A 23511-nucleotide genomic window follows, 5' to 3' on the forward strand; every position below is an offset into this window, starting at 1 on the left:
GGCAGGAGTCCGCCGACCGTTCCCCGAGTCCGCCGACCGTTCCCTGGCAGGAGTCCGGGGCCGGGGTGAGAATGCCTGGTGTGATCGTGGACTGCGCCATCTACCGGGACGGGCGCCGCACGGAGCGCCCCGAGGACTTCCCGAGCGCGCTCCAGGAGGCGCGCCGCCGGCGCGGCCACGCCTTCCTGTGGCTGGGCGTCCACGAGCCGACACCGGAGGAGTTCGAGCGGATCAGCGCCGAGTTCGGGCTGCACCCGCTGGCCGTCGAGGACGCCCTCAAGGCGCACCAGCGGCCGAAGCTGGAGGTCTACGACGACTCGCTGTTCCTGGTGCTCAAGCCGGTCGCCTACGACGACGCCACCGCCACGGTGACCACGACGGAGCTGATGGTCTTCGTCGGCGACGCGTTCGTCGTCACCGTCCGGCACGGCGAGACCGGCCCGCTGGCGGCCGTCCGGCGGCGCCTGGAGCACCAGCCGGAGACGCTCCGGCACGGCCCGACGTCGGTGCTCTACGCGGTCAGCGACGCGGTGGTCGACCATTACATCGAGGTGGCCGGGGAGCTGCAGGCGGATCTGGAGGACCTGGAGGCCGAGGTCTTCTCCCCGGACCGCACCGAGAGCCGGAACACCGCCGCCGAGATCTACGCGTTCAAGCGCCAGGTGATGGAGTTCCGGCGTGCCACGGGCCCGCTGACCGAGCCGATGACGCGCCTCCAGGAGAACAGCGGCGTGCCGTTCGTGCCCGACGGCTCGCGACCCTTCTTCCGCGACGTCGGCGACCATCTGGCACGCGCCAACGACTCGGTGGACGGCCTGGACCGGCTGCTGTCCGACATCCTCTCCGCGCATCTGGCGCAGATGGGGGTGCGGCAGAACGACGACATGCGCAAGATCTCCGCCTGGGCGGCGCTGGCCGCCGTGCCCACGCTGATCGCCGGGATCTACGGCATGAACTTCCACCACATGCCGGAGCTGGGCCTGCGCTTCGGCTACGCCGGGGTGCTGCTGGCGATGGCGGTCATCGAGTTCTCGCTCCACCGGCTGTTCAAACGGCGCGGCTGGCTGTGAGCGGGCCGGCGGGAGGCGCCCGGCTCAGGCGTACTCGGTGACCGGCCCGCCCAGGGCGTCGCGCCGCTCGGGCATCCGGAGGCTGACCATCCGGCGCCAGCCGACGAGGCGTTCGTAGCCGTAGCGGAGGCGGATGCCGACGGCGAGGAGGGCCGCCTTGGGGGCGGACCAGCCGAGGATGCGGCCCATGTGGTCCATGACGGCGAGGCTGACGTCCCGGTGGACGGCGATCTCGGCGAGCGCGCAGTCGCGCAGGATCCGCTGGATGGTGCGGCCGTGGCCGTCGCGGGCGAGGCGGAGCAGTTCCTCGTGGCAGTAGGCGAGGTGGTTGTCCTCGTCCTGGGAGATCATCCGGACCGCGCGGCCCAGCTCGGGGTGGTCGCCGAAGTACTTGCGCAGCAGCCGCATCTGCTCGGCGGCGCGCTGCTCGGTGACCCGGCTGTGCGCGAGGTAGGTGACGACGTCCTCCTCGGTCAGCGGCGCGGTGCCACGGAGCCGGTCGTGGGCGAGGCCGATGCCGCGGCGCTCCAGGAGCATCGTGTAGTCGGTGGCGGCGGGGACGGTGGCCGCCTCCAGGCCGCGTCTGCGGAGCAGGGCGCGGAAGATCCGGCCGTGTTTGTCCTCGTCGGCGCCGTGCCGGGCGGCCTTGGGTGCCAGGTCGCGCCGCCCCTCGGGGATGAGGGCGGCGATCCGCCCGTTCTCCCAGCCGCCCTGGGCCTCGCCGCCCGCGGCGATGGAGCAGAAGAGGCGGTACGCCTCGTCGTTGTCGACGATTTCCTGGAACAGGCTCCGGGCCGAGAGCATCAGCGCCACCTCCGAAGGACACTCCTGGAGGCACAGTCAAGAGCGGCCCTGCGCACCCGGCAACCGGAGGCGGAGGATCGTTCCTCCGTGCGAACGAGCGGGGGCGTAACCGGGTGGTCGGCGGGGCGTTGTCCCCGGTGACGGCCGTGGCGGGGAGGCCCCGAGCTCCCACCGCGGCCGCGGTCCGCAAGCCGCCCGGTGCCCGTGCACCGGGCGGCTTCCCGTATCAGGCGAGCCCGGCCTTCTCCAGCGCCTCGGTGCCCGCGCGCAGGGCGGCGATCCGCTCGTCCAGGGTGAATCCGGCGGGCGCCAGCGTCAGCGTGGTGACGCCCGCGGCGGCGTACGCCTGCATCCGCTCCGCGATCCGCTCGACGGGGCCGAGCAGCGCGGTCTGGTCGATCAGCTGCCGCGGAACGGCGGCGGCCGCGCCGTCCTTGTCCCCGGAGAGGTACCGGTCCTGGATCTCGGCGGCCTCCGCGCCGTATCCCATGCGGGTGGCGAGCTTGTTGTAGAAGTTCTGCTTGCGGCTGCCCATGCCGCCGACGTACAGCGCGGTGTACGGCCGGAACATGTCGGCGAGCGCGTCGACGTCCTCGCCGACGGCGAGCGGCAGCGTCGGGCAGACGTCGAAGCCGTCCATCGTCAGCCCGGCCTTGGCGCGGCCCGCGCGCAGGGGGGCGAGGGCGGTCTCCTCCAGGTGCTCGGCCGAGGGGAAGATCAGCAGCGCGCCGTCGGCGATCTCGCCGGTCTGCTCCAGGTTCTTGGGGCCGATCGCGGCGATGTAGAGCGGGATCCGCTCGCGGGTGGGGTGGACGGTGAGCTTGAGGGGCTTGCCGGGGCCGTCGGGCAGCGGCAGCGTCCAGTGCGCGCCCTCGTACGACAGGCGCTCGCGGGAGAGCGCCTTGCGGACGATGTCGACGTACTCGCGGGTGCGGGCGAGCGGCTTGTCGAACTTCACGCCGTACCAGCCCTCGGAGACCTGCGGGCCGGAGACGCCGAGGCCGAGGCGGAAGCGGCCGCCGGAGAGCGAGTCGAGGGTGGCCGCGGTCATCGCGGTCATGGCGGGGGTGCGGGCCGGGATCTGGAAGATCGCCGAGCCGACGTCGATCCGCTCGGTGCGGGCGGCGACCCAGGACAGGACCGTGGGTGCGTCGGATCCGTACGCCTCGGCGGCCCAGCAGACCGCGTAGCCGAGCCGGTCCGCCTCCTGCGCCACGGCGAGGTTGTCGCCGTCCATCCCGGCGCCCCAGTAACCGAGGTTGATGCCAAGCCTCATGCCGCTCCCCTTACCGATCAGTAACGTCACGTTGCGGGGACTCTAGCGCGCACCGGCGCCCGCCGTCATCGGCGGTTGTCCACAGGTCGCCTGCGCGCGGCGGACGGCCACTAACCTCGGGCCGCATGGAGCAACGGCATCTCGGCCGTACGGGTCTGCGCGTGTCCCGTATCGGGCTCGGCACACTCACCTGGGCGCGCGACACCGACGAGCGGGGTGCGGCCGAGCAGCTCAAGACGTTCTGGGAGGCGGGCGGCAGTCTCGTCGACACCGCGGACATCTACGCCGACGGCGGCGCCGAGCGGCTGCTCGGGCGGCTGCTGGAGGGCCTGGTGCCGCGCACCGATCTGGTGATCGCCACGAAGGCGGGCAGCGTCCTTGCGCCGGATCGCCGGGTGGACTGCTCACGCCGCCATCTGCTGGCCGCACTGGACGCCTCGCTGCGCCGCCTGGGCACGGACCACGTCGACCTCTGGCAGCTGCACGCCTTCGACCCGCACACCCCGCTGGAGGAGACGCTGCAGGCGCTGGACACCGCCGTCAGCAGCGGCCGGGCGCGGTACGCGGGGCTCGCCGACTTCTCCGGCTGGCAGCTCGCCAAGGCCGCCACCTGGCAGCTGGCCGAGCCCGCGGTGCGCACCCGGCTGGCGAGCGCGCAGGTGGAGTACTCGCTGCTCCGGCGCGGTGTGGAGCGGGAGGTGCTGCCCGCCGCCCGCGACCTGGGCCTCGGCCTGCTGCCCGCCTCACCGCTGGGCCGCGGGGTGCTCACCGGCAAGTACCGCCGCGCCACGCCGATCGATTCGCGGGGCGCCTCGGACCGGTTGGCCGGGTTCGTCGCGCCGTATCTGGACAAGCGGTGCGACGGCATCGTCGACGCGGTCACCACGGCGGCCGACGGGCTCGCCGTCACCCCGCTCCACGTCGCACTCGCGTGGGCGCGCGACCGCCCCGGAGTCGTCGCCCCGCTCGTCGGCGCCCGTACATCGGCGCAGCTCGCGGCGGCATTGTCAGTGGAGGCGCTTACGCTTCCTGACGAGATCACCCGGGCGCTGGACGACGTGTCGGCCCCGGACCACCACTGTCCCGATCACCACTGGAGCACGCTGTGAGCACCGACCGCCCCTCCGGCGAGACCGCGCCCGAGCAGGAGGCCGCGCCGGGCAGCCCGCCCGCCGCCGCGGAGGCGAGCGCTTCGGAGGAGCCGACGGCTTCGGAGGGCCCGGCACGGACGGCTTCCCCGGGCGACGGGGCGGCGGCCGCTCCTTCGGGTGACGCGGCGGGCCCGTCCGGGGCCGGGCAGGGCGCGGCCGGGGCGGCCGCCAGTGGTGCGGCGACCGGCGCCCCGGCTCCGGGCGGGAAGGCCACGGCCGCGGCGCTGGCGGCCGCGGTGCGGGCGGTGGAGAGCGGCGAGCGTTCCGCCGCGTCCTTCTTCAACGACGCACCGCGCCCTCCGGCCGCCCGGCCCGCCGCGGCGCCTCCCGCGGGAGGTCCGGCGGGTGGCGGGCGGCCTCCGCAGGGTGCCGAGGGGGCTCCCGGTGACGCTCCGGCGCGGGCCGCGGCCCCGCCGGCCGAGGTCCGGCAGACGGCGCCGGCCGCACCGCCGCGCCCGCTGCCGCCCACCGCCGAGGGGATCGACGGCGTACGCCAGGTGCTGGCGGCGGGCGGCGCCCCGGAGGCGCTGGCGGGCAAGGCGGCCGAGGTGCTCGGCGAGCGGGCCGGGGAGGCGCTGCGCGAGGACCCGTGGCAGCTGCTCGCGGTGCCCGGCGTCCGCCCCGAGCAGGCCGACACCTTCGCGCGGGCGCTGCTGGGCGCCGCCTGCGGCCCCGGTGACGAGCGGCGCTCCGTGGCGCTCGTCGGCTGGCTGCTGGAGCAGGCCGCGCTGGCCGGACACTCCGCCCTGGAGGCGTCGGCACTGCGGGCGGCGCTCGACCGGCGGGCGGTGCCGGACCCGGACGAGGCCCTCCAGCTCGCCCTCGCCGAGGGCGCCGCCCTCGTCTTCCAGGACGCCCTCGACACCCCGGGCACGGCCCACCCCGCCCCGGAGGACGAGGAGGAGACCCCCGTACGGGTGCTGCTGGGCCTCGACCGCTACGCGATGGCCGAGGAGAGCGTCGCCGACGGACTGGCCCGGCTGCTCAACACGTTCGAGGCAGCGGAGGACGGCGAGCCGGATGCCTCCGAAGACCCGTCCAAAAAGGCCGGGCAGGCCGAGCCGGAGACCGGGGAAGCAGCGGAATCGGCGGCCGGCGAGGCCGCCGAGGGCGCGGAACCGCAGGCCGCGGAGCCGGAAGCCGGGGACGAAGCAGACGACACCCAGGCCGGGGACGAGGCAGACGCCCAAGCCGGAGACGGGGCGGACGCACAGGGCGGGGACGCCACGGCCGAGGGGCGGGTGCGGCCCTCCGCGGCGCAGTGGGAGGCCGCGGCCGCGGCAGCCCCCTCGCCCTCCGCGGCCGAGCTGATCCGGGCCGTGGCCCACAGCGGTCTGGTGGCGCACACCGGCGCCGAGGCGGCCCGCGCCGAGCCCGCCGCGCTGGTCACCGCCGCCCGCGCCCTGGGCCTGCGCGCCTACGCCGCCACCCACACCGGCAACGGCCGCGCCCGGCTCGCCGCCCAGCTCACCGCTGCGGACTCCCCGGATGCGGCGGACGCCGGCGCGGCGGCCGTCACCGTCGCCGGGCTGCTGTCGGGCCAGGAGGGTCCGGGCCGGGACGCGGACGGGGCGCTCGCCCTCGACCTCCTGGTCGTCCTCGACGCCCCGCAGCTGGACCTGGAGACCGCGGCGGTGCTCATCGAGTCGCTGGCCGACGGGGTCCGACTGGTGCTCAGCGGTGACCCGGGTGTGCTCTGGTCCGCGGGCCCCGGTCGCCTCTTCGCCGATCTGCTGGCCGCCCGCTGCTGCCCGCAGATCGCCTCGCGCACCCCGGACTTCGGCCCGATCGGGGAGCTGGTCTCCGGTATCGGCATCGGGGAGCTGAGCCCGGTGGAGGCACCTGGCAAGGAAGTGGTGATCGTCCCCGTACGGGACGCCCGGGAAGCGGTGCACCGCACGGTCCAGCTGGTGGCCGACTCGGTGCCCCGGGCGCTGGGCGTGCCGCCGCAGGAGACACAGGTCATCACCGTCGGCCACGGTGGCTCGGCCGGCACCCGCGCGCTCAACGCCGCACTCAAGGAACGGCTCAATCCGGGCCCCGGCCGGTTCGGCGGCTTCGATCCCGGGGACCGCGTCGCCTACTCCCCCGCCCCGGGCCGCACCGTGCCCGCCACGGTCACCGGCGCGGACGCCGACGGCCTGCGGCTGGACTGCGACGGCGCCCCCCTCGTGGTCGGGCGTGCCCGTGTCGAGGCGGGCGCGCTCCGGCACGGCTGGGCACTCACCGCCCATCAGGCGGCCGGGATGCGCTGGCCCGCGGCCGTCGTGGTGCTCCCCGGCGACGCCGCCCAGGGACTCAACCGCGCCTGGGTCTACACCGCGTTCAGCCGCGGCGAACGCCATCTGTCGGTGGTCCAGGGCGTGGACCAGGCCCTCCCCCACGCCGTGTCCGACCTCCCGGCCAAGGAGCGCACCACCCGCCTGCGCACCCTGCTCCAGCAGCAGAACACCCAGGCCGCGGCGGAGGCCGCACAGGCGGACTGAGGCGGAAGGACGGCGAGCGGCGACGGAAGGGCCGGGCCCGTACCGCCGCCGCTGCCGCCGGACGGCCGGGCGACGGCGGCCCGGGGTGCCCCCGCCGCCCCCCCCGGACGGGCCCCGACAGCCCACTGCCCCGGGGAGCCGGAAACGCACACGCGCTCCCGGCTCCCCGGGGCAGTTCCGAGGCCGTCAGGCCCGTCAGTCCGGCCCGGCCCACTACCGGCCGGGCAAAGCGGCTGCTCAGCGCCCCCGGTCGGGCCCGCCGGTGTCCTGCTCCTCGTCCAGCTCCTCGTCGAAGACCGAGCTGACGTCGAACCGGCAGACCACCTGCTGCGGATCGATGTCCTCGAACGGCTCCGACAGCCACTCCCCCGGCTCCGGCAGGTCGTCGGCGGCCGCGACCCAGAGCGTGGAGTCGCCCTCCTCCAGGCCGAACTCCTTGTGCCGGGAGGCGATTTCGTCCGGCTCGAACTCGCCGAAGAGAACGCCGAGCGCCGCGTACACGCTGGAGCCCACCACCGCGGCGCCGCTCTCGCCCGGGGCGCGGGCCACATCGTCCGCGGTGTCCGGGTCGAGATCGGCGACGCGCTGTGCCTGATGGAGCAGCCGCTGCGGATCGGCGACCGCGTAGTCCCGGCGGATCAGCACGCTCAGCGCGCTGGGTTCCTCCGGCCCCTGGTAGGCGGGGAGGTGGTCATTTCCGGGGATCTCGAAGGGGGTGACTTCGTCGTAGGTGTCGTAGAGCAGCTCGTCGTAGACCTCTGCCGCGGCGGCGAGCTCGTCGAACGCGGCGTAGACGGCGGGATCGTCCTGCCCCGAGCGGCGTTCCACCGCGTCGAGGTGACGGTCCAGTGCGGCTTTGACCGCCTCGGCGGCGGCACGTACCTCGGCAGCGGAAGGCTGCGCAGCATCAGACATGGTGCAGACGCTATCCGTACCGGGGCCGGTCCCGCACAATAGATGCGATGCCGGAATACGAATTCTGCGATGTGTACGTGCCGCGGGGGGTCTCCCGCAAGGCCGCCACACGCCTGCTGACCGACCACGCCGAGTACGGGCACTGGGAGTTGGACCGCCTGCGCCTCAACCCCGACGGCAGCCGCCGGGTGCGACTGCGCCGCCGGATCATCCGCCAGCTCCGCGCCACGTGGTGACGGTCCCCGCCGCCCGCTGACGGTGTGCGCCGGCGGCACGCCGTGCCCGGCGGGGTGCGCCGACCGTCTCCGAAGGTGTGCACCCAGCGCCGAACGGCGGCCACACGGAGCGACTGCGGGCGGTCGTTCACGGCAACGCGAAGCGGGCCCCGCCGGTGTGCGGGGCCCGCTCCGTCCTGCGATGCCGTGTCGGCGCTACCTCACCTGCGTGCGGCGCGGGCCCGACGGTAGAGCAGTGCGCCACCGAGCATCAGACCGGCGCTGGCCGAGGCCGCGTATCCGATCGACTCGGCGCCGGTGTGCGCGAGCTCACGCGTGGGCTCCGGAGTGTCGGCGATCTTGACGTGCGACGCCGTCTGCGGCCGCGGCCCCGGGGTGGACGGTGTGGAGGGGTGCTCCTTCACCGGCTCGCCGGGGTGGTGCGGCTGCTCCGGGTTCCCGGGCTTCGCCGGGTGTCCCGGCTCGGCCGGTTCGGCCGGGCGGGTCGGGACGGCGTCGTTGCCGCACTCGTTCCCGAACGTGGGGTTGAGCAGCCCGACGATGTCGACGCTGTTGCCACAGGCGTTGACCGGGACGTCGACCGGCACCTGGACGTTGTTGCCGGACGCGACGCCCGGCGAACCGACGGCGCCACCCTCGGCGGTCGAGCCGTGCGAGCCGCCGTGCCCGCTCTGCGCCCCGTCGTGGCCTGCGGGCTTGCCGCCCTCTTCGTGGTGCCCCCCGCCCGGCGAAGTCCGGTGCTCGCCGGAGCCGTTGGCGCAGCTGTTCCCGAACGCCGGGTTGAGCAGCCCGACGATGTCGACGGTGTTGCCGCAGGCGTTGACCGGTACATGCACCGGGACCTGGACGTTGTTGCCGGATGCGACGCCGGGTGAGTTCGCTGCGCCACCCTGGGCGCCCGCGTCGGCGTGTGCGTAGCCGACCGTGGCGGCGAGGATGCCGCCTGCAGCCGCCACGGTGATCAGGCCCTTGCGTGCGACCTGTCTCATAGGTTGTTCCCCTGCCTCGTGCCTTGCGAATGCGGACGGACGCGGAAGCATGCCGCCCGCGGGAATCCTCAGCGGCTCCGGAACGCGAGGCGTTCCGGAGCCGACCGGATCGGACCCTTGCGGGTACAGATGCGACGTCAGTCGTTGATGCAGATGTTGCCGAAGGCGGGGTTCAGCAGCCCGACAATGTCGACGGTGTTACCGCAGAAGTTCACCGGGACGTGCACCGGAACCTGAATCACATTGCCGGAGATCACACCCGGGGAACCGACAGCGACCCCCGCGGCTCCCGAGTCGGCAACAGCCAGGCCCGCGCCGGCGAGCACAAAACCACCGGATAGCGCCGCGGCAGCGACGACCTTCTTGATCATGTAAATCCTCCTACGTTGGCAGTGCGATCCCAGCCGCGGACCGCACAGCCTGCAACGACGTGGAGGACCATCAGGCTACGAGGACAACCCGGTATTCACTCTTTCCAGCGAAAAACCCCTCAGTATTGGGCAGTTCACCTCTTGCCGGGGCGATCAGCTCGCCTCGATGAAACGGTCCAGCACACGGACACCGAACTTCAGCCCGTCCACCGGCACCCGCTCGTCCACACCGTGGAACATCCCCGCGAAGTCCAGCTCCGGCGGCAGCTTCAGCGGCGCGAACCCGAAGCCGCGGATGCCCAGCCGGTCGAACGACTTGGCATCGGTGCCCGCCGACAGCATGTACGGCACGGCCCGCGCGATCGGGTCCTCGGCCAGCAGCGACGACTGCATCGCATCGACCAGGGCACCGTCGAAGCTGGTCTCCAGCGCCTTGTCGGCATGGATGTCCTCCCGCTTGACGCGCGGGCCGAGGAGGCGGTCGAGGTCGGCCAGGAACTCCTCCTCGTAGCCGGGCAGGAAGCGGCCGTCGACATGGGCGGTGGCCTGGCCGGGAATGACGTTGACCTTGTAACCGGAGCCGAGCTGGGTGGGGTTGGCGGTGTTCTTGAGGGAGGCGCCGATCAGCTTGGCGATGCCGCCGAGCTTCGCCAGCGTGTCCTCCATGTTCTCCGGGTCGAGTTCGGTACCCAGGGCGTCGCCCAGCTCGTCCAGGAAGTGGCGGAGCGTCTTGGTGACGCGCACCGGGAACTCATGACGGCCCAGCCGGCCGACGGCCTCGGAGAGTTCGGTGATGGCGTTGTCGCGGTGGATCATCGACCCGTGTCCGGCGGTGCCGTCCACGGTGAGCTTCATCCAGTGCATGCCCTTCTGCGCCGTCTCGACGAGGTAGAGGCGCAGGTTCTCGTTGACCGTGAACGAGAAGCCGCCGACCTCGCTGATCGCCTCGGTGACGCCCTCGAAGAGGCCGGGGTGGTTGTCGACGAGGTGGCGGGCGCCGTAGGTACCGCCGGCCTCCTCGTCGGCGAGGAAGGCCAGGACGATGTCGCGGGGCGGCTTGCGGCCGGAGCGCATCCGGTCGCGGACGACCGCCAGCGTCATCGCGTCCATGTCCTTCATGTCCACGGCGCCACGGCCCCAGACACACCCGTCGGCGATCTCGCCGGAGAACGGGTGATGGGTCCAGTCGTCGGCATTGGCCGGGACGACATCGGTGTGGCCGTGGATGAGCAGGGCCGGACGGGAGCTGTCCTCGCCCTCGATACGGGCGACCGTCGAGGCCCGGCCCGGGTGGGATTCGAAGATCTGCGGCTCCAGCCCGACCTCCGCGAGCTTCTCCGCCACGTACTCCGCCGCGGCACGCTCGCCGGGACCGGAGTGGTCGCCGTAGTTGCTGGTGTCGATCCGGATCAGGTCCCGGCACAGGTCGACGACCTCGTCCTCACCGGTGACCGTACGGGCCGGCTGTGACTCGCTCACGCTGCCTCCTTGTGGTTCACGGCCGCGGCACGTCCACCCAGGGACCGGCCGCGGCGGGGTCCACCGCCATCCTCCCCCCGGGGCGGCCTCCGCCCAAGGCCGCAATACGGCCGACATGCCCTGGTCACAGGCGCGGACCGGCCCCGACGTGCGGGTGATCGAGCACCCCGAAAGGTTTGCTATTGTTTTCTCTGTCGGAACGGCCCAGGCCGGAACGGCAGACACCTTGTCCGGGTGGCGGAATGGCAGACGCGCTAGCTTGAGGTGCTAGTGCCCTTTATCGGGCGTGGGGGTTCAAGTCCCCCCTCGGACACCAGCGGAAGACCCCAGTTGATCTGGGGTCTTTCTTTTTGTTGGGCCCGTGGGCGCGTGACCCCAAGGGTGCGGCGAGCACGTGACACGCGTCATATGCGGGGCGACGGCGTGAATCTCGGTACCTCGCCATAGATGGAGACCTGCCGCTCAACGACTTCCCAGGCCCCGGACCTCCGCCGAGACACACGGACCTGCACCCAGTCGGACTCACTGAGCATTTTCCAACCTCAGGTTGAGGCGTGACGAAGGTCGGGGATGGTCTTCACGATGACTGTGACCCGGTTGGTGCTACAGCGGAGTTTCCGCGGGAGGCGCCAGCCCTTCAGGGCGGCCACTTGCTCGTCGAGGCAACTGATCCTGGCGTGGGTGCTGTAGTGCCGACGTTGCCGCAGCTTGAGACGCAGGCTGCGGAAGGGTAGCCGGATGATGCCGTCGGCGCCTTGATACGCTTTGTCCGCCCAGTACTTCACCTCCGCGTCGCGGGGCGTAGTCACCGACAGCACCCTTGTCGTGGCGAGCGCCGGGAACGGTGGGTGGGGCGACAGCAGTCGATCTGCCGCATCGGCGATGACCTGCCACGCCGAGCCGGGCTCGTCGGACATGGCGGGCCGGCTGAGAGCCACCGCGGAGCTGCGCACCGACCGGTGAGCGGTCGGTGCGGACCCGGTCTACCGGTTCGCGGCTTCGCGAGAGGCGATCCGGTTCGTGCGACCGACCGCGCGGCCCACCGCGTTGCGCACCGCGAGGCCCGACCGGGTGCGGGGCACCATGAGCCTGGAGAGCAGACCGACACGTCGCTGCTGCGGGCCTACCTCGCGGCGGAGCCGCGACTCGTAGGCGGCGAAGGCGCGGGCGTGGTCACCGGGATGGGCGGCGAGCTCTTCCGCGAGGGCGTACGCGCCCGCCATCGCCATGCTGGACCCGTCACCCAGCAGGGCTGTCGCCGCCGCCGCGTCCCCGAGCAGTACGACCCGTCCGCGGGACCACGAGGGCACCCGGACGGTGGTCAGGGGGTCGAAGAACGGAGCCGGGTGGTCGAGGAACGCCGCCACGAGTTCCGGTGCCCGCCACCGCACGTCGGCGTAGGCGTCGGCCACGGTCTGCTTGTGAAGGGCGAGGTTCTTGCGGTCGTGGGGCGCCGGCTGTGCGGCCCGGAAGGTGAAGATCGCGAGCGGGGTGGTCCGCGAGGGGTGGAGGACCAGCATCCGGTTCGGCACGGTCAGCATCGTCATCTCGGTCGGGTCCTCGATGGCGTCGGGTTCCAGCGGGACGGTCGCGCCGTACAGGCCCAGGTCGCTCGCGAACTGCCGCTCGGGTCCGAATACCAGGCGCCGTACGGTGGAGTGCATCCCGTCGGCACCGACCACCAAGTCGAAGCGCCGTGGCGCGGACCGCCGGAAGGTGACGTCCACCCCGCCTTCATCCTGGTCGAGCGCGGTGACCGTGTCGTCGAACAAGAACTCGGCCTCGGTCTGCGCCGACCGGTGGAGCACCTCGGACAGGTCGGCCCGGGTCACCTCGACCGTCGGCGCCTCGTCCGAGGTGAGCGGGAGTTGCAGGATTCTCCTGCCGTCGGGGGCGAGCAGGGTCAGTGACCGATTGCGGGTGGCGAGCTCGCGGAGCTGCGGGAGGAGTCCCATGCGGTCGGCGACCGGGATCGCGGGCCCCTTCACGACGATCGCGCTGCCACCGGAGCGCAGCTGCCGGGCGTGTTCGACGACCGTCGGCCGGTATCCATTCCGGGAGAGCCAGTACGCGAGTGCGGGCCCTGCGATTCCGGCACCGACTATCAGCACCTCGGGCTTCTTCATGACGATGACCTCTCGGAGTGTCGATGACCAGGTCCCCGGCGAGTGCCGGGCCGGGTCTGAGGGAGCGGCGGCACGGGACGGTGCAACCGGACCAAGGTACGATGAATTTCGTACCTCAGGGAAGCATGCCCTTCAGGTACGATGCAAGTCATACCTGAAGGGGGTGCCGTGTGGCCGGGATGAAGCTGGTTGGCCCGGAGGTCGATGCGCTCGATCTGGGGGCGGTGTTTCGCGCCCTCGCGGATAAGCACCGTCGTTCGGTGATGACAGAGTTGGCCGCCGACCGCAGCGACAGCGAGCGGGGCTGCAACTCGTTCGATCTTTCGGTCTCGAAGCAGACCCAGACCCACCACTTCCGGGTCCTGCGCGAGGCAGGTCTCATTGACGAGATCGACTACGGCAACCGCAAGGGCATCCGACTACGACGCGCGGACATCGAGAAGAGATTCCCCGGGCTGCTCGCGCTCCTAGGAGCAGAGCCCCCGGCCGACACCGCTCCTCTCTGAGCACACCGGAGGGGAGTCCGAGTGGGCCCTGAGCCGCGATCTCTACCGAATCCAGCTCGCGCCGCTCGCAGGTAGCCGGGCACGACGCGGGTACGAAGGCGATGCGGCCATACCTACGCTCAGCTCGCCGCCGGGTTCGGCGTGGGCACCACCACCGCCTACCGGTACATCGCTGAGGTCGTCGACATCTTGGCCGCTCTGGCGCCAACCCTCGCCGAGTCGGTGAGGACAGCCTCCGGCAAGGCGTTCGTGATCCTGGACGGCACGCTGCTGCCGATCGACCGGATCGCCGTCGACCGACCCTTCCACTCTGGGAAACATAAGAAGCACGGCATGAACGTGCAGGTGGTCGCCGCCCCGGCGGGACGGTTACTGTGGGCGTCGCCCGCGCTGCCGGGATCCGTCCACGACATCAAGGCCGCACGAACCCACGGCATCATCGGTGCCCTGGCGGGTGCTGGGGTGGAATGCTGGGCCGCCAAGGGCTACCGGGGCGCCGGCGGCACCGTGCGAGTTCCCTACTGGGGGCGCTGGGAGACTCTCTCCCCTGGCCAGCGGGCCGTCAACTGCTCACACGCGAAGATCCGTGCACTCGTAGAACAGGCCATGGCCACCCTCAAAACCTGGCGGCTCATGCGCAAACTGCGATGCTCTACCAGCCGTATCACCAGCCTCGTCCAGGCCGTTCTCACCCTGCACCTGACATGCTCAAGCTGAGGTTGGAAAAGGCTCACTGACGCCACGCGGAGTGGGATCGTCAGGCCGCCCCACCCCCGGAGCAACCGAACGACATTGACGTCGAAGAGCTGAACAAGAACGGCGACTTCAGCCGATCAGAAATCACCTTGAATCAGGGCTGATCGCCTCACCAAGATACTCAATATGAAACTCGACTATATCGCGACATTCCAGAATACCTGCTGCCCGGACCCCGACCATATCGCTCACCCTTCTAGGTAACATCGACCTACTTCCGCTCTACCCATTCCACACCCGCGGACTCTGCTTTCGAATGAACTGAAAGGCGCTCAGGAGTACTCAGGATGAATCAATACAACCTTGCGGAGCGCGCGCGAGCGGCACTCCCTGCCGAGGAAAAGCATGCCGAGATCTTTCATGCCGTTCACGTTGCCCAAGGAAACACGGGTGGTGGTGACGCGCCTAAGTCTGTGCGGCCGAACGTGCTGGCCGGGCACAGTATGCCGGGCGATGGGTGGGCCCGCGCCTTCTCCTTCGTCCCGATGCTTTTCAAGGTCGTGTTCAACGCATTCCCGGATCCCGACACGAGTAGCAATGATCCTGAGCTGAGAGAGCGGAGGAGGAAGGGGAATCATAATTTCTTCGGCACATGGGAGAGTCTGGCGGGCCAGTGGATGGCGGCCACGCAGCCTCGGTGCTCCGGGGGTGTGGTGACGGCCTTCGCGCTCACCGAAAGTCATGCGCGTTTTTTCTACTGGCAAAAGCGTCGCGGTAGCTCGAAGCTGGGCGATGCGTATGAGATGGGGCCGGCCTTCCGTCGCGACAGCATTGCGTGGACGCGTCGCAAGTACAAGGGCTTGAAGGAATTTCAGATCGGCTTCGCCGATGGGTCCTGGGGAACGAGCATCATCCCTGAGGACGACGCCTTTCTGACGGCTTTTCCCGGCACGCTGTCCCACAAGGACCCCATTCCGTAAAGCGCAGGCCCCCGCGCCCCCTCCCTGGGCGCCCCCACGTAATTCCGGTGCATCCGCGGGCCCGGGCCCGTAGCCTGCGCGCCGTTGGTGGGTGGTTCGGGACGGGGAGGCTGCGCGGGTGTTGATCTTTGATGCGGATGACACGTTGTGGGAGAACAACGTGATCTTCGAGCGGGTCATCGAGGAGTTCACGGACTGGATGGCGCGTCCCGGGCTCGGGCGGGACGAGGTGCGGGCGGTGCTCGACGGGATCGAGGCGGCGAACGCGGTGACGCACGGGTACGGCAGCAAGGTGTTTCTGCGCAGTCTCGGGGAGTGTCTGGCGCGGCTGCGGGGGCGTCCGGCGAACGCGCGGGAGGCGGCGCGGATCGAGGGGTGGGCGGCGGCGTTCGGCGGCGGGACGGTGGAGCTGATCGACGGGGTGCCGCAGACGCTGGCGGAGCTGGCGGTCCGTCATGAGCTGCTGATGCTCACCAAGGGCGAGGCGGAGGAGCAGCGGCGCAAGGTGGAGGCGTCCGGGCTGAGCAGGCATTTCCGCGGCGTGCACATCGTGCCGGAGAAGGACGTCACCACGTACGAGGGGCTGGTGCGGGAGTACGGGGTGGCGCCCGCGGAGGCGTGGATGATCGGCAACTCGCCGCGGTCGGACATCCTGCCGGCCCGGTCGGCGGGGCTGAACGCCGTCTTCATCCCGCACGACCGGACGTGGGTGCTGGAGCACGCGGAGCTGGATCCGGCGGACGGGAAGGTGCTGCGGCTCGGGGCGTTCGGCGAGTTGGTGCGGCACTTCTAGAGCGCTCCGGGGCGCGGCGATCGGCTGGAGGGGCGTGGCCCGGTTCGTTCCCGCCCGGGTTCGCCCGGGGCCTTCGGCGGTGCGTGCGGGGAGGGCGGCGGGGCGGGGCGTGCCGCCGCCGAAGGTGCAGGTCGGGCCGGGGGACGGCGTGGGCGGAGGGGCCGTCAACGGCGCACGTAGCATGGGCCGGATGAGTGCCAAGCGTTCTGGACGCGTCGCCGCCGAAGCTCCGTGCCGGGTCACCGTCTGCCGTGGTTGCTGCTGTGGTGACGGGGCGAAGGTTCCCGGTGTCGATCACGCCGGGCAGATCCCGCGGCTGCGGGCGGCGTTGGGCGATGCCGCGCCGGTGCGCGCCTCGGAGTGCCTGGACGTCTGCGATCAGGCGAACGTCGTCGTGGTCCAGCCGTCGGCCGCCGGGCGGGTCGCGGGCGGGCGTCCGGTGTGGTTGGGGCTGGTCAACGACGACGATGCGCTGGCGGACATCGCGGCGTGGATACGGGCCGGCGGGCCGGGGCTCGCGGAGCCGCCCGGGGTGCTGGATCTGTACGCGTTCACGGTGTCGCGACGGGTGCGGGAGACATGGGAGGGGTGAGTCCGGCGGCCACTCCCTGTGGCGCGCCAGGCCCCGGCCGTAAACCCTCGGGTACCGGCCGCAGCGCCCGGCTCGGCCCCGTAACGCCCGGTCCGGAAGCACGTACACGCCTACGCCGGGTACGTGCCCTCCCGGCGGCACCGTCCGGAGCGGTCAGGCGACCGCGCGGGCCGCCGCCCGTCCCGCGGTGCGGCCCGAGAAGAGGCAGCCGCCGAGGAAGGTGCCTTCCAGGGAGCGGTAGCCGTGGACGCCGCCGCCGCCGAAACCGGCGGCCTCGCCCGCCGCGTAGACGCCGGGGAGGGGGGTGCCGTCGGCGGTCAGGACGCGGGAGGAGAGGTCGGTCTCCAGGCCGCCGAGGGTTTTGCGGGTCAGGATGTGGAGGCGTACCGCGATGAGGGGGCCCGCCTTCGGGTCGAGGAGGCGGTGCGGGGCGGCGGTGCGGATGAGGCGGTCGCCGAGGTATTTGCGGGCGCCGTGCAGGGCCGTGACCTGGAGGTCCTTGGTGAAGGGGTGGGCGATCTCGCGGTCGCGGGCGGCGATTTCGCGGTGCAGTGCGGCTTCGTCGATCAGCGGTTCGCCGGTCAGGTCGTTCATCTGGCGGACCAGTGCGGGCACGGTGCGGGCGGTGAGGAAGTCGGCGCCGTGGTCGAGGAACGCCTGGACGGGGCCGGGGGCGCCGCCGCGGGCGCGGCCGAGGACGTCGCGGATGGACTTGCCGGTCAGGTCCGGGTTCTGTTCGGAGCCGGAGAGGGTGAACTCCTTCTCGATGATCTTGCGGGTGAGCACGAACCAGGTGTGGTCGTGGCCGGTGCGCATGATGTGGTCGAGGGTGCCGAGGGTGTCGAAGCCGGGGAAGAGCGGCACCGGCAGCCGCTTGCCGGTGGCGTCCAGCCAGAGCGGGGACGGGCCGGAGAGGATCCGGATGCCGTGCTGCGGCCAGATCGGGTTCCAGTTGTCGATGCCCTCGGTGTAGTGCCACATCCGGTCGCGGTTGATGAGGCGGGCACCGGCCTGCTCGGCGACGCCGAGCATCGCGCCGTCGACGTGGGCGGGGACGCCGGAGAGCATGTGGCGCGGCGGGGTGCCGAGCCGCTCGGGCCAGTTGGCGCGGACCAGGTCGTGGTTGCCGCCGATGCCGCCGGAGGTGACGATCACGGCCTGGGCGCGGAGGGTGAAGGCGCCGGATGTCTCGCGGCTGCTGGGGGTGCCGCGTTCGGCGTCGGAGGGGACGAGGATGTCGCCGCTGACGGTGTCGACGGCGCCGGCGGTGCCGGTCAGGCCGGTGACGCGGTGGCGGAAGCGGAAGTCCACCAGACCGCGGGCGGCGCCGGCGCGTACCCGGCGGGCGAAGGGGGCGACGAGGCCGGGGCCGGTGCCCCAGGTGATGTGGAAGCGGGGGACGGAGTTGCCGTGGCCGGTCGCGTCGTAGCCGCCGCGTTCGGCCCAGCCGACGACGGGGAAGAAGCGGACGCCCTGGCGGTGCAGCCAGGGGCGCTTCTCACCGGCGGCGAAGTCGACGTACGCCTCGGCCCATTTGCGGGGCCAGTGGTCCTCGGGGCGGTCGAATCCGGCGGTGCCGAGCCAGTCCTGCCAGGCCAGGTCGTGGCTGTCGCGGATGCGCAGGCGGCGCTGCTCGGGCGAGTCGACGAGGAAGAGGCCGCCGAAGGACCAGTGGGCCTGGCCGCCGAGGGACTGTTCGGGTTCCTGGTCGAGGAGGATCACCTTCCGTCCCGCGTCGGCCAGTTCCGCGGTGGCCGCGAGACCGGCCAGACCCGCTCCGATCACGATCACATCAGCGTCGTACGCCATCGTCAGCTCTCCTCACCGGGGCGTGCCGGAGGTCCCGGATGCCGTGGTGATCCGATCCTCGGCGCAGGTCCGTACGGGCGTCAACAGGTCGTACCAACCGGTCGGCATGGGGTGGCGGGGAGAGGTGCGGGCCGGTGCTCGGCGGGCGGCGCGGCGCGGCAGGCCGACGGGGCGGTGGCCGCCGCGAGGGACGGGCCGGATGGCTATCCTCGGCCTCACCTCCACTCCGCCCGATACGAGGTGTATGTCCGTGTCCGTGACCGTGATTCTGCTGGCCCTCGGTGCGGCCTGTTGCCTGGGCCTGGGGTTCGTCCTCCAGCAGGCGGCCGCGCAGCACGCGCCGATGAAGGACTTCCTCTCGCTGCGGCTGCTGCTCGATCTGGCGCGGATGCCGCGCTGGCTCGCCGGTATCGGGCTGATGGTGTGCGGCATGGCACTGGGCGCTTTCGCGCTGGGGATGGGCGACATCACGCTGGTCGAACCGTTGCTGGCGACCAATCTGCTGTTCGCGATGGCGCTGTCGCGGTGGCTGACCCGGCAGCGGCTGGGGCGCAGCGGCTGGGCCGGGCTGTGGCTGCTGGCGGGCGGGGTGACGGCGTTCATCGTGGCGGGGCAGCCGCACGGCGGGCGGGCGACCCCCGATGCGCTGCGGCAGTGGGTGATCATCGGCGTGGTTCTGGGCACGGCGCTGCTGCTGACGACGGTCGCGAAGCGGATGTGGATGGCGCTGGAGGCGGCGCTGCTGGGCACCGCGGCCGGTCTGCTGTACGGGTTGCAGGACGCGCTGACGCGGATGAGCGGGGACCGGTTCAACGCCGGTGGCTGGACGGCGGTGGCGACGAGCTGGCAGCCGTACGCGGTGGTGGCGCTCGGGGTGACGGCGCTGGTGCTGGTGCAGAGCGCGTTCGAGACGGCGCCGCTGCGGCTGTCGCTCCCGGCGCTGACGGCGGCGCAGCCGCTGGCCGGGATCGCGTGCGGGGTCGGGTTCCTCGGCGACCGGCTGCGGGTGACGCCGGGCGCGCTGGCCTGGCAGGCGGCCGGGATCGTGGCGATCGTGGTGGGGATCGTGCTGATCGGCCGGCATCCGGCGATGCCGGCCGGCTCGGGGCCGCCGCACCCCCGGGCGCAGGCGCCGGCGCCGCACTGAGGCGGGCGGCGGGGCCCGGCGTTCCGGTGGCGGGGCGCCGGTGGTTGCATGGCGGCATGACCGATCAGCAACCGCTCGACGCGGACGAAGTGCTCGACATCGTCGATGAGACGGACCGGGTGGTGGGCCAGGCACCGCGCGGCGAGGCGTATGCCCGCGGCCTTCGGCACCGCTGCACGTTCATCCTGGTCAGGGACGCCGAGGACCGGATCTTCATCCACCGCAGAACGGACCGGAAGCTGGTCTTCCCCGGGCACCACGACATGTTCGTCGGCGGGGTGGTCGGCGCCGGGGAGCGCTACGACGACGCGGCCCTGCGGGAGGCCGAGGAGGAGCTGGGTGTCCAGGGCCTCGACCGGCCCGAGCACCGCTTCTCGTTCCTCTACGAAGGGGACGGGGGCTCATGGTGGTCGGCGGTCTACGAGGTGCGGTGCACGCTGCCGGTGGCGCCGCAGGAGTCGGAGGTGGCCTGGCACGCCTTCGTCACCGAGGAGAAGCTGGAGCGGCGGCTGACGGAGTGGCCGTGGACGCCGGACGGGGTGGCGGCGTACCGGCGGTTGCAGGAGTGGCGCGCCGGCGGGGCCCGCTGATGGCGATACGACGGGCCGGGGCGCGGCGGTGAGCGTCGATCTGCGGGCGGTACGGGAGACGGTGCGGCTGTGGTGGTCGCCCGCCCGGATCGGCGAGGAGGGGCGGACGCCCGACTACCGCTTCTCGCTGGCGAACGAGCGGACGCTGCTGGCGTGGCTGCGGACCGGGCTTGCGCTGGTCGGCGGGGGTTTCGCGGTGGATCAGTTCCTGCCGCGGCTGCATCCGGGGCTGCGGACGGTCTTCACGGTGGCACTGCTGGTGGCCGGGGCGCTGTGTGCGGTGCGGGCGGTGAACCACTGGGTGCGGTGCGAGCGGGCGATGCGGCGCGGGGAGGATCTGCCGGTGTCGCGGTTCCCGTCGCTGCTGGCGGTGGTCGTGGGGCTGCTGGCCGCCGCGATGGTGGCGCTCGTCGCGATCGGCTGGACGCGCTGAGCACGGGCACGGCACCGGACGGTTCCGGGGCGCGCGATCCCGGGTTGCAGCCGGAGCGCACCCGGCTGGCCTGGCGGCGGACCACGCTCTCCTGCACGGTCGTGGTGGCGCTGGCCGTCCGGCGGCTGACGCAGTCCGCGGCACCGGGCGCGGTGACGGCCGGGGCGGTGGCGCTGACGGGGGTGGCGTGGCTGGTGTTCGGGCTGGTGGCGCACGGCCGGATGCGGGCGATGGCGGCGGGCCGCCCGCCGGTCCTGGGCCCCCGAGGGGCGGGCCTCGCGGCGCTGTGCACGGTGGTGCTGGCAGTGTTGGGCGGGGTGGTTCTGGTGGGTGGGGGGTGAGGAGCGGACTGGGGTGGCGGGCGGAGTGGCCATCGGGGCCGGGCCGGCTGCCTTGAGGGGGCTGCCCCGGCCCGACCCGCCTTGAGGGCCCGGCTCAGCTGTTTTCGAAGGGCCTGCTCCGACTGCCCCGGGGGCCCGGTTCGGCCCGGCTCGCTTCGGGGCCCAGCTCGGCCCGGCTTGCCCGGGAGGCCCGGCTCGGTGGCGGCTCGACTGGACGGCCCTTGAGGGGCTGCGCGGCCCGGCTTGCCCAGGTGGCCCGGCTCGCTTCGGGCCCGGCCCGGGAGCGCCGCAAGCCCCGGCCCCGACCCCGCAGGTGAAGCGCCCGGTGTGCCGCCCGTCGCCCCGCGCGTCAGCACCACGTCACCGCCCCGCGCCCCGGCGATACGGTGGCGCCGCCGCGCCGGGAGATGCGGTGCCCGCCCCGCGAGGTGCCGGGCCCGCCCCCGGGCGGCGACGTACCACCGCCACCCCGAGGAGCCTCCCCATGTCCCGACCCTCCGGTCCCGTCTCCCCCGCCACCCCCGACGAGCCGGGGCTGACCGAACTCAGCCCGGGTGTCTCCGCATTCGTCCAGCCCGACGGCGGCTGGTGTCTGAACAACGCCGGGGTGGTGACCGACGGCGGGGCGACGCTGCTGGTGGACACCGCGGCGACCGAGCGGCGGTCGCGGCTGCTGGCCCGGCGGATCGCGGAGAGCGGGGCGCCCGCACCGCGTACCGTCGTCAACACCCACCACCACGGCGACCACACCTACGGCAACGCCCTCTTCGCCCCCGCGGCCACGATCGTCGGGCACGCCACCTGCCGCAGCGAACTCCTCGCGGCGGGGCACCAGTTGGAGGCGATGTGGCCGGAGAACGACTTCGGCGACATCGTGCTGACGCCGCCGTCGCTGACGTACACGGACGCGCTGACGCTGTACGTCGGCGACATCGAGGCGCGGCTGCTGCACCCGGGCGTCGCGCACACCCGGGGCGACACGGTGGTGTGGCTTCCCGGTCGGCGCACCGTCTTCACCGGGGACCTGGTCTTCCACGGCGGTACGCCGTTCCTGCTCATGGGCTCGCTGGCCGGATCGCTGCGCGCGCTGGAGCTGCTGCGGTCGCTGGACGCGACGACGGTGGTGCCGGGCCACGGGCCGGTGACCGGACCGGAGGTGTACGACACCGTCGAGGCGTATCTGCGGTACGTCGACGAGCTGGCGCGGCGCAGCCACGCGGCCGGGCTGAGCCCGCTGGAGGCGGCCACCGGCACGGACCTCGGGGTGTTCGCGGAGCTGGCCGAGAGTGAGCGACTGGTGGCCAATCTGCACCGCGCCTACGCGGAGTTGGAGGGCGCCGAGCCCGGGGCGCCGCTGGATGTGCGGGCCGTGTTCGCCGACATGACCGCGCTGAACGGCGGGGTGCCGGTGGCCTGTCACGCCTGACCGGAGGCGGCGCCGGGGGCGCGGGGCGACCTCCCGCACTCCCGGCGCGCGCCGGTCCGTCGCGCGCCCCGTAGATGACCGCCCCTGGGCCGCGTGACCCATCCCCCACGCCGGGGCACTGGACTCCATACCGACTAGTCGGCATGATCGTACGCGGGCGCCCCGGGACGACCCCGGACGCCTGCCGCGCCGCCGTTCCCGCACGGCGCCGTCCGACCGTCCACTCCGCATGGAGGACCACGATGAGCAAGGGCACCCCTCCCCCACCGGGCACGGACCCGCAGGCGCCGCCCGGACTCGACCCGGAGGCGCTCCGCCGCCATCTGGAGCGCGAACGGCCGGGCCTGACGGCGGGCCCGCTGCGCGCCCGGCTGATCGAGGGCGGGCGGTCCAACCTCACCTACCGCGTCACCGACGGCACCTCCTCCTGGGTGGTGCGCCGCCCGCCGCTCGGCCACGTCCTGGCCACCGCGCACGACATGGGCCGCGAACACCGCGTGATCAGCGCCCTGCACCCCACCCCGGTACCGGTGCCCGAAACGCTGCTGCTCTGTGAGGACGAGTCCGTCATCGGGGCGCCGTTCTACGTGATGGAGCTGGTCGAGGGCGTGCCGTACCGGACCGCGGAGCAGCTGCGGCCGCTGGGCGCCGAGCGGACCCGGGCGGTGGTGCTGTCCCTCGTCGACACCCTCGTCGATCTGCACGCCGTCGACCCGGAGGCCGTCGGGCTGACCGGGTTCGGCCGCCCGGACGGCTTCCTGGAGCGGCAACTACGGCGCTGGGGCAAGCAGCTGGCCGCCTCCCGGGGCCGCGACCTGCCGGGCATCGAGGCGCTCCACCAGGGGCTGGGCCGGGCGCTGCCCGCCTCGCCCGCGCCGTCCGTCGTCCACGGCGACTACCGCCTCGACAACGTCCTGATCGGCACGGACGACGCCCCGGCGGCCGTCCTCGACTGGGAGATGTCCACCCTCGGCGACCCGCTGACCGACCTCGGGCTGCTGGCGATGTACAGCTCCGACCTGGGGCTCGCCGAGTCGCCGGTCTCCACCACGAGCGGCGCGCCCGGCCACCCGACGCCGGACGAGCTGATCGCCCGCTACGCGGAGCGCTCCGGGCGGGACACCTCGGCGATCGCCTGGTACACCGCGTTCGCGTGGTTCAAACTCGCGGTCATCCTCGAAGGCATCCACTACCGGTACACGCTCGGGCAGACCGTCGGCGCCGGATTCGACCGGATCGGCGAACTCGTGCCGGTCTTCATCCACCACGGACTCACCACCCTCAAGGAAGGCTGA

At 72.7% G+C, this 23511-nt stretch carries 23 protein-coding genes, 1 tRNA gene and 1 pseudogene; 16 read left to right on the forward strand and 9 right to left on the reverse strand.

The features are described 5' to 3' along the window. Positions 1-71 precede the first annotated feature (71 nt). The gene (locus ACZ4U4_RS16615) at positions 72-1070 is read left to right on the forward strand and encodes a magnesium and cobalt transport protein CorA (RefSeq protein ID WP_467874601.1); all 999 of its coding nucleotides are present in this window, start codon (positions 72-74) and stop codon (positions 1068-1070) included. 24 nt (positions 1071-1094) lie between these two features. Here the strand turns inward: ACZ4U4_RS16615 and ACZ4U4_RS16620 are convergent, their stop codons facing one another. Beyond that, positions 1095-1874 (reverse strand): ferritin-like domain-containing protein, encoded by a 780-nt coding sequence (locus ACZ4U4_RS16620; protein WP_467874287.1) that lies wholly within the window; start codon positions 1872-1874, stop codon positions 1095-1097. Between the two features lie 226 nt (positions 1875-2100). Continuing rightward, a complete protein-coding gene (locus ACZ4U4_RS16625) occupies positions 2101-3150 on the reverse strand; it encodes an LLM class F420-dependent oxidoreductase (RefSeq protein WP_467874290.1) in 1050 nt (349 codons plus the stop codon). 125 nt (positions 3151-3275) lie between these two features. Between ACZ4U4_RS16625 and ACZ4U4_RS16630 the strand changes: the two genes are divergently transcribed. Beyond that, positions 3276-4259 (forward strand): aldo/keto reductase, encoded by a 984-nt coding sequence (locus ACZ4U4_RS16630; protein WP_467874293.1) that lies wholly within the window; start codon positions 3276-3278, stop codon positions 4257-4259. Further along, complete coding sequence (locus ACZ4U4_RS16635) at positions 4256-6787, forward strand: helix-hairpin-helix domain-containing protein (RefSeq protein ID WP_467874295.1); 2532 nt, start codon at positions 4256-4258, stop codon at positions 6785-6787. The genes ACZ4U4_RS16630 and ACZ4U4_RS16635 overlap by 4 nt, the downstream gene beginning before the upstream one ends. A 237-nt stretch (positions 6788-7024) precedes the next feature. On the opposite strand, the gene ACZ4U4_RS16640 is transcribed toward ACZ4U4_RS16635, so the two are convergent. Beyond that, positions 7025-7702: a hypothetical protein gene (locus tag ACZ4U4_RS16640; RefSeq protein ID WP_467874298.1), complete on the reverse strand. Its 678-nt coding sequence runs from the start codon at positions 7700-7702 to the stop codon at positions 7025-7027. Positions 7703-7749: 47 nt separating this feature from the next. Here ACZ4U4_RS16640 and ACZ4U4_RS16645 point away from each other — a divergent pair, with 47 nt between their 5' ends. Next, a complete protein-coding gene (locus tag ACZ4U4_RS16645) occupies positions 7750-7938 on the forward strand; it encodes a DUF5703 family protein (RefSeq protein WP_018537156.1) in 189 nt (62 codons plus the stop codon). Positions 7939-8138: 200 nt separating this feature from the next. On the opposite strand, the gene ACZ4U4_RS16650 is transcribed toward ACZ4U4_RS16645, so the two are convergent. The 3 genes from ACZ4U4_RS16650 to ACZ4U4_RS16660 all read right to left on the reverse strand — a co-directional run bounded on the left by ACZ4U4_RS16650 (position 8139) and on the right by ACZ4U4_RS16660 (position 10777). Next, positions 8139-8927 carry a chaplin gene (locus ACZ4U4_RS16650; RefSeq protein ID WP_467874301.1) on the reverse strand — a complete coding sequence of 263 codons (789 nt, stop codon included), beginning with the start codon at positions 8925-8927 and terminating at the stop codon, positions 8139-8141. A 137-nt stretch (positions 8928-9064) separates the two neighbouring features. Continuing rightward, a complete protein-coding gene (locus ACZ4U4_RS16655) occupies positions 9065-9298 on the reverse strand; it encodes a chaplin (RefSeq protein WP_467874304.1) in 234 nt (77 codons plus the stop codon). A gap of 153 nt (positions 9299-9451) precedes the next feature. Continuing rightward, positions 9452-10777, reverse strand: coding sequence for a M20/M25/M40 family metallo-hydrolase (locus ACZ4U4_RS16660; RefSeq protein ID WP_467874307.1), 1326 nt, complete (start codon positions 10775-10777; stop codon positions 9452-9454). 228 nt (positions 10778-11005) lie between these two features. Between ACZ4U4_RS16660 and ACZ4U4_RS16665 the strand changes: the two genes are divergently transcribed. Further along, positions 11006-11093, forward strand: a tRNA-Leu gene (locus ACZ4U4_RS16665). A gap of 226 nt (positions 11094-11319) precedes the next feature. On the opposite strand, the gene ACZ4U4_RS16670 is transcribed toward ACZ4U4_RS16665, so the two are convergent. Together ACZ4U4_RS16670 and ACZ4U4_RS16675 are read right to left on the reverse strand one after the other, a co-directional pair. Further along, on the reverse strand, positions 11320-11694 hold the full coding sequence (locus tag ACZ4U4_RS16670; protein ID WP_467874309.1) for a hypothetical protein: 375 nt from the start codon (positions 11692-11694) through the stop codon (positions 11320-11322). A gap of 66 nt (positions 11695-11760) precedes the next feature. Beyond that, positions 11761-12903 carry an FAD-dependent monooxygenase gene (locus tag ACZ4U4_RS16675; RefSeq protein ID WP_467874312.1) on the reverse strand — a complete coding sequence of 381 codons (1143 nt, stop codon included), beginning with the start codon at positions 12901-12903 and terminating at the stop codon, positions 11761-11763. Positions 12904-13073: 170 nt separating this feature from the next. Between ACZ4U4_RS16675 and ACZ4U4_RS16680 the strand changes: the two genes are divergently transcribed. The 5 genes and pseudogenes from ACZ4U4_RS16680 (at position 13074) to ACZ4U4_RS16700 (ending at position 16470) form a co-directional block, all read left to right on the forward strand. Then, positions 13074-13409: an ArsR/SmtB family transcription factor gene (locus ACZ4U4_RS16680; protein ID WP_467874315.1), complete on the forward strand. Its 336-nt coding sequence runs from the start codon at positions 13074-13076 to the stop codon at positions 13407-13409. A 99-nt stretch (positions 13410-13508) separates the two neighbouring features. Further along, positions 13509-14126, forward strand: a pseudogene (locus ACZ4U4_RS16685) (transposase family protein); the annotation flags it as partial. A 326-nt stretch (positions 14127-14452) separates the two neighbouring features. Then, complete coding sequence (locus ACZ4U4_RS16690) at positions 14453-15085, forward strand: hypothetical protein (protein WP_467874318.1); 633 nt, start codon at positions 14453-14455, stop codon at positions 15083-15085. A gap of 118 nt (positions 15086-15203) precedes the next feature. Continuing rightward, the gene (locus ACZ4U4_RS16695) at positions 15204-15878 is read left to right on the forward strand and encodes an HAD family hydrolase (RefSeq protein WP_467874320.1); all 675 of its coding nucleotides are present in this window, start codon (positions 15204-15206) and stop codon (positions 15876-15878) included. 190 nt (positions 15879-16068) lie between these two features. Continuing rightward, positions 16069-16470, forward strand: a complete 402-nt coding sequence (locus ACZ4U4_RS16700; protein ID WP_467874322.1) for a (2Fe-2S) ferredoxin domain-containing protein — start codon at positions 16069-16071, stop codon at positions 16468-16470. Between the two features lie 153 nt (positions 16471-16623). Here ACZ4U4_RS16700 and ACZ4U4_RS16705 read toward each other — a convergent pair whose 3' ends face one another. Further along, on the reverse strand, positions 16624-18279 hold the full coding sequence (locus tag ACZ4U4_RS16705) for an FAD-binding dehydrogenase (protein ID WP_467874325.1): 1656 nt from the start codon (positions 18277-18279) through the stop codon (positions 16624-16626). A gap of 256 nt (positions 18280-18535) precedes the next feature. Between ACZ4U4_RS16705 and ACZ4U4_RS16710 the strand changes: the two genes are divergently transcribed. From ACZ4U4_RS16710 to ACZ4U4_RS16735, 6 genes are all read left to right on the forward strand, one after another. Further along, complete coding sequence (locus ACZ4U4_RS16710) at positions 18536-19426, forward strand: DMT family transporter (RefSeq protein WP_467874603.1); 891 nt, start codon at positions 18536-18538, stop codon at positions 19424-19426. Positions 19427-19482: 56 nt separating this feature from the next. Then, a complete protein-coding gene (locus ACZ4U4_RS16715) occupies positions 19483-20016 on the forward strand; it encodes an NUDIX hydrolase (protein WP_467874327.1) in 534 nt (177 codons plus the stop codon). A 28-nt stretch (positions 20017-20044) separates the two neighbouring features. Then, positions 20045-20449 (forward strand): YidH family protein, encoded by a 405-nt coding sequence (locus ACZ4U4_RS16720; protein WP_467874329.1) that lies wholly within the window; start codon positions 20045-20047, stop codon positions 20447-20449. A 44-nt stretch (positions 20450-20493) separates the two neighbouring features. Continuing rightward, on the forward strand, positions 20494-20790 hold the full coding sequence (locus tag ACZ4U4_RS16725; RefSeq protein WP_467874332.1) for a DUF202 domain-containing protein: 297 nt from the start codon (positions 20494-20496) through the stop codon (positions 20788-20790). 484 nt (positions 20791-21274) lie between these two features. Then, on the forward strand, positions 21275-22216 hold the full coding sequence (locus ACZ4U4_RS16730) for an MBL fold metallo-hydrolase (RefSeq protein WP_467874334.1): 942 nt from the start codon (positions 21275-21277) through the stop codon (positions 22214-22216). A gap of 242 nt (positions 22217-22458) precedes the next feature. Further along, on the forward strand, positions 22459-23511 hold the full coding sequence (locus ACZ4U4_RS16735) for a phosphotransferase family protein (protein ID WP_467874336.1): 1053 nt from the start codon (positions 22459-22461) through the stop codon (positions 23509-23511).

It is taken from the genome of Streptomyces sp. NPDC029159 (assembly GCF_055564055.1).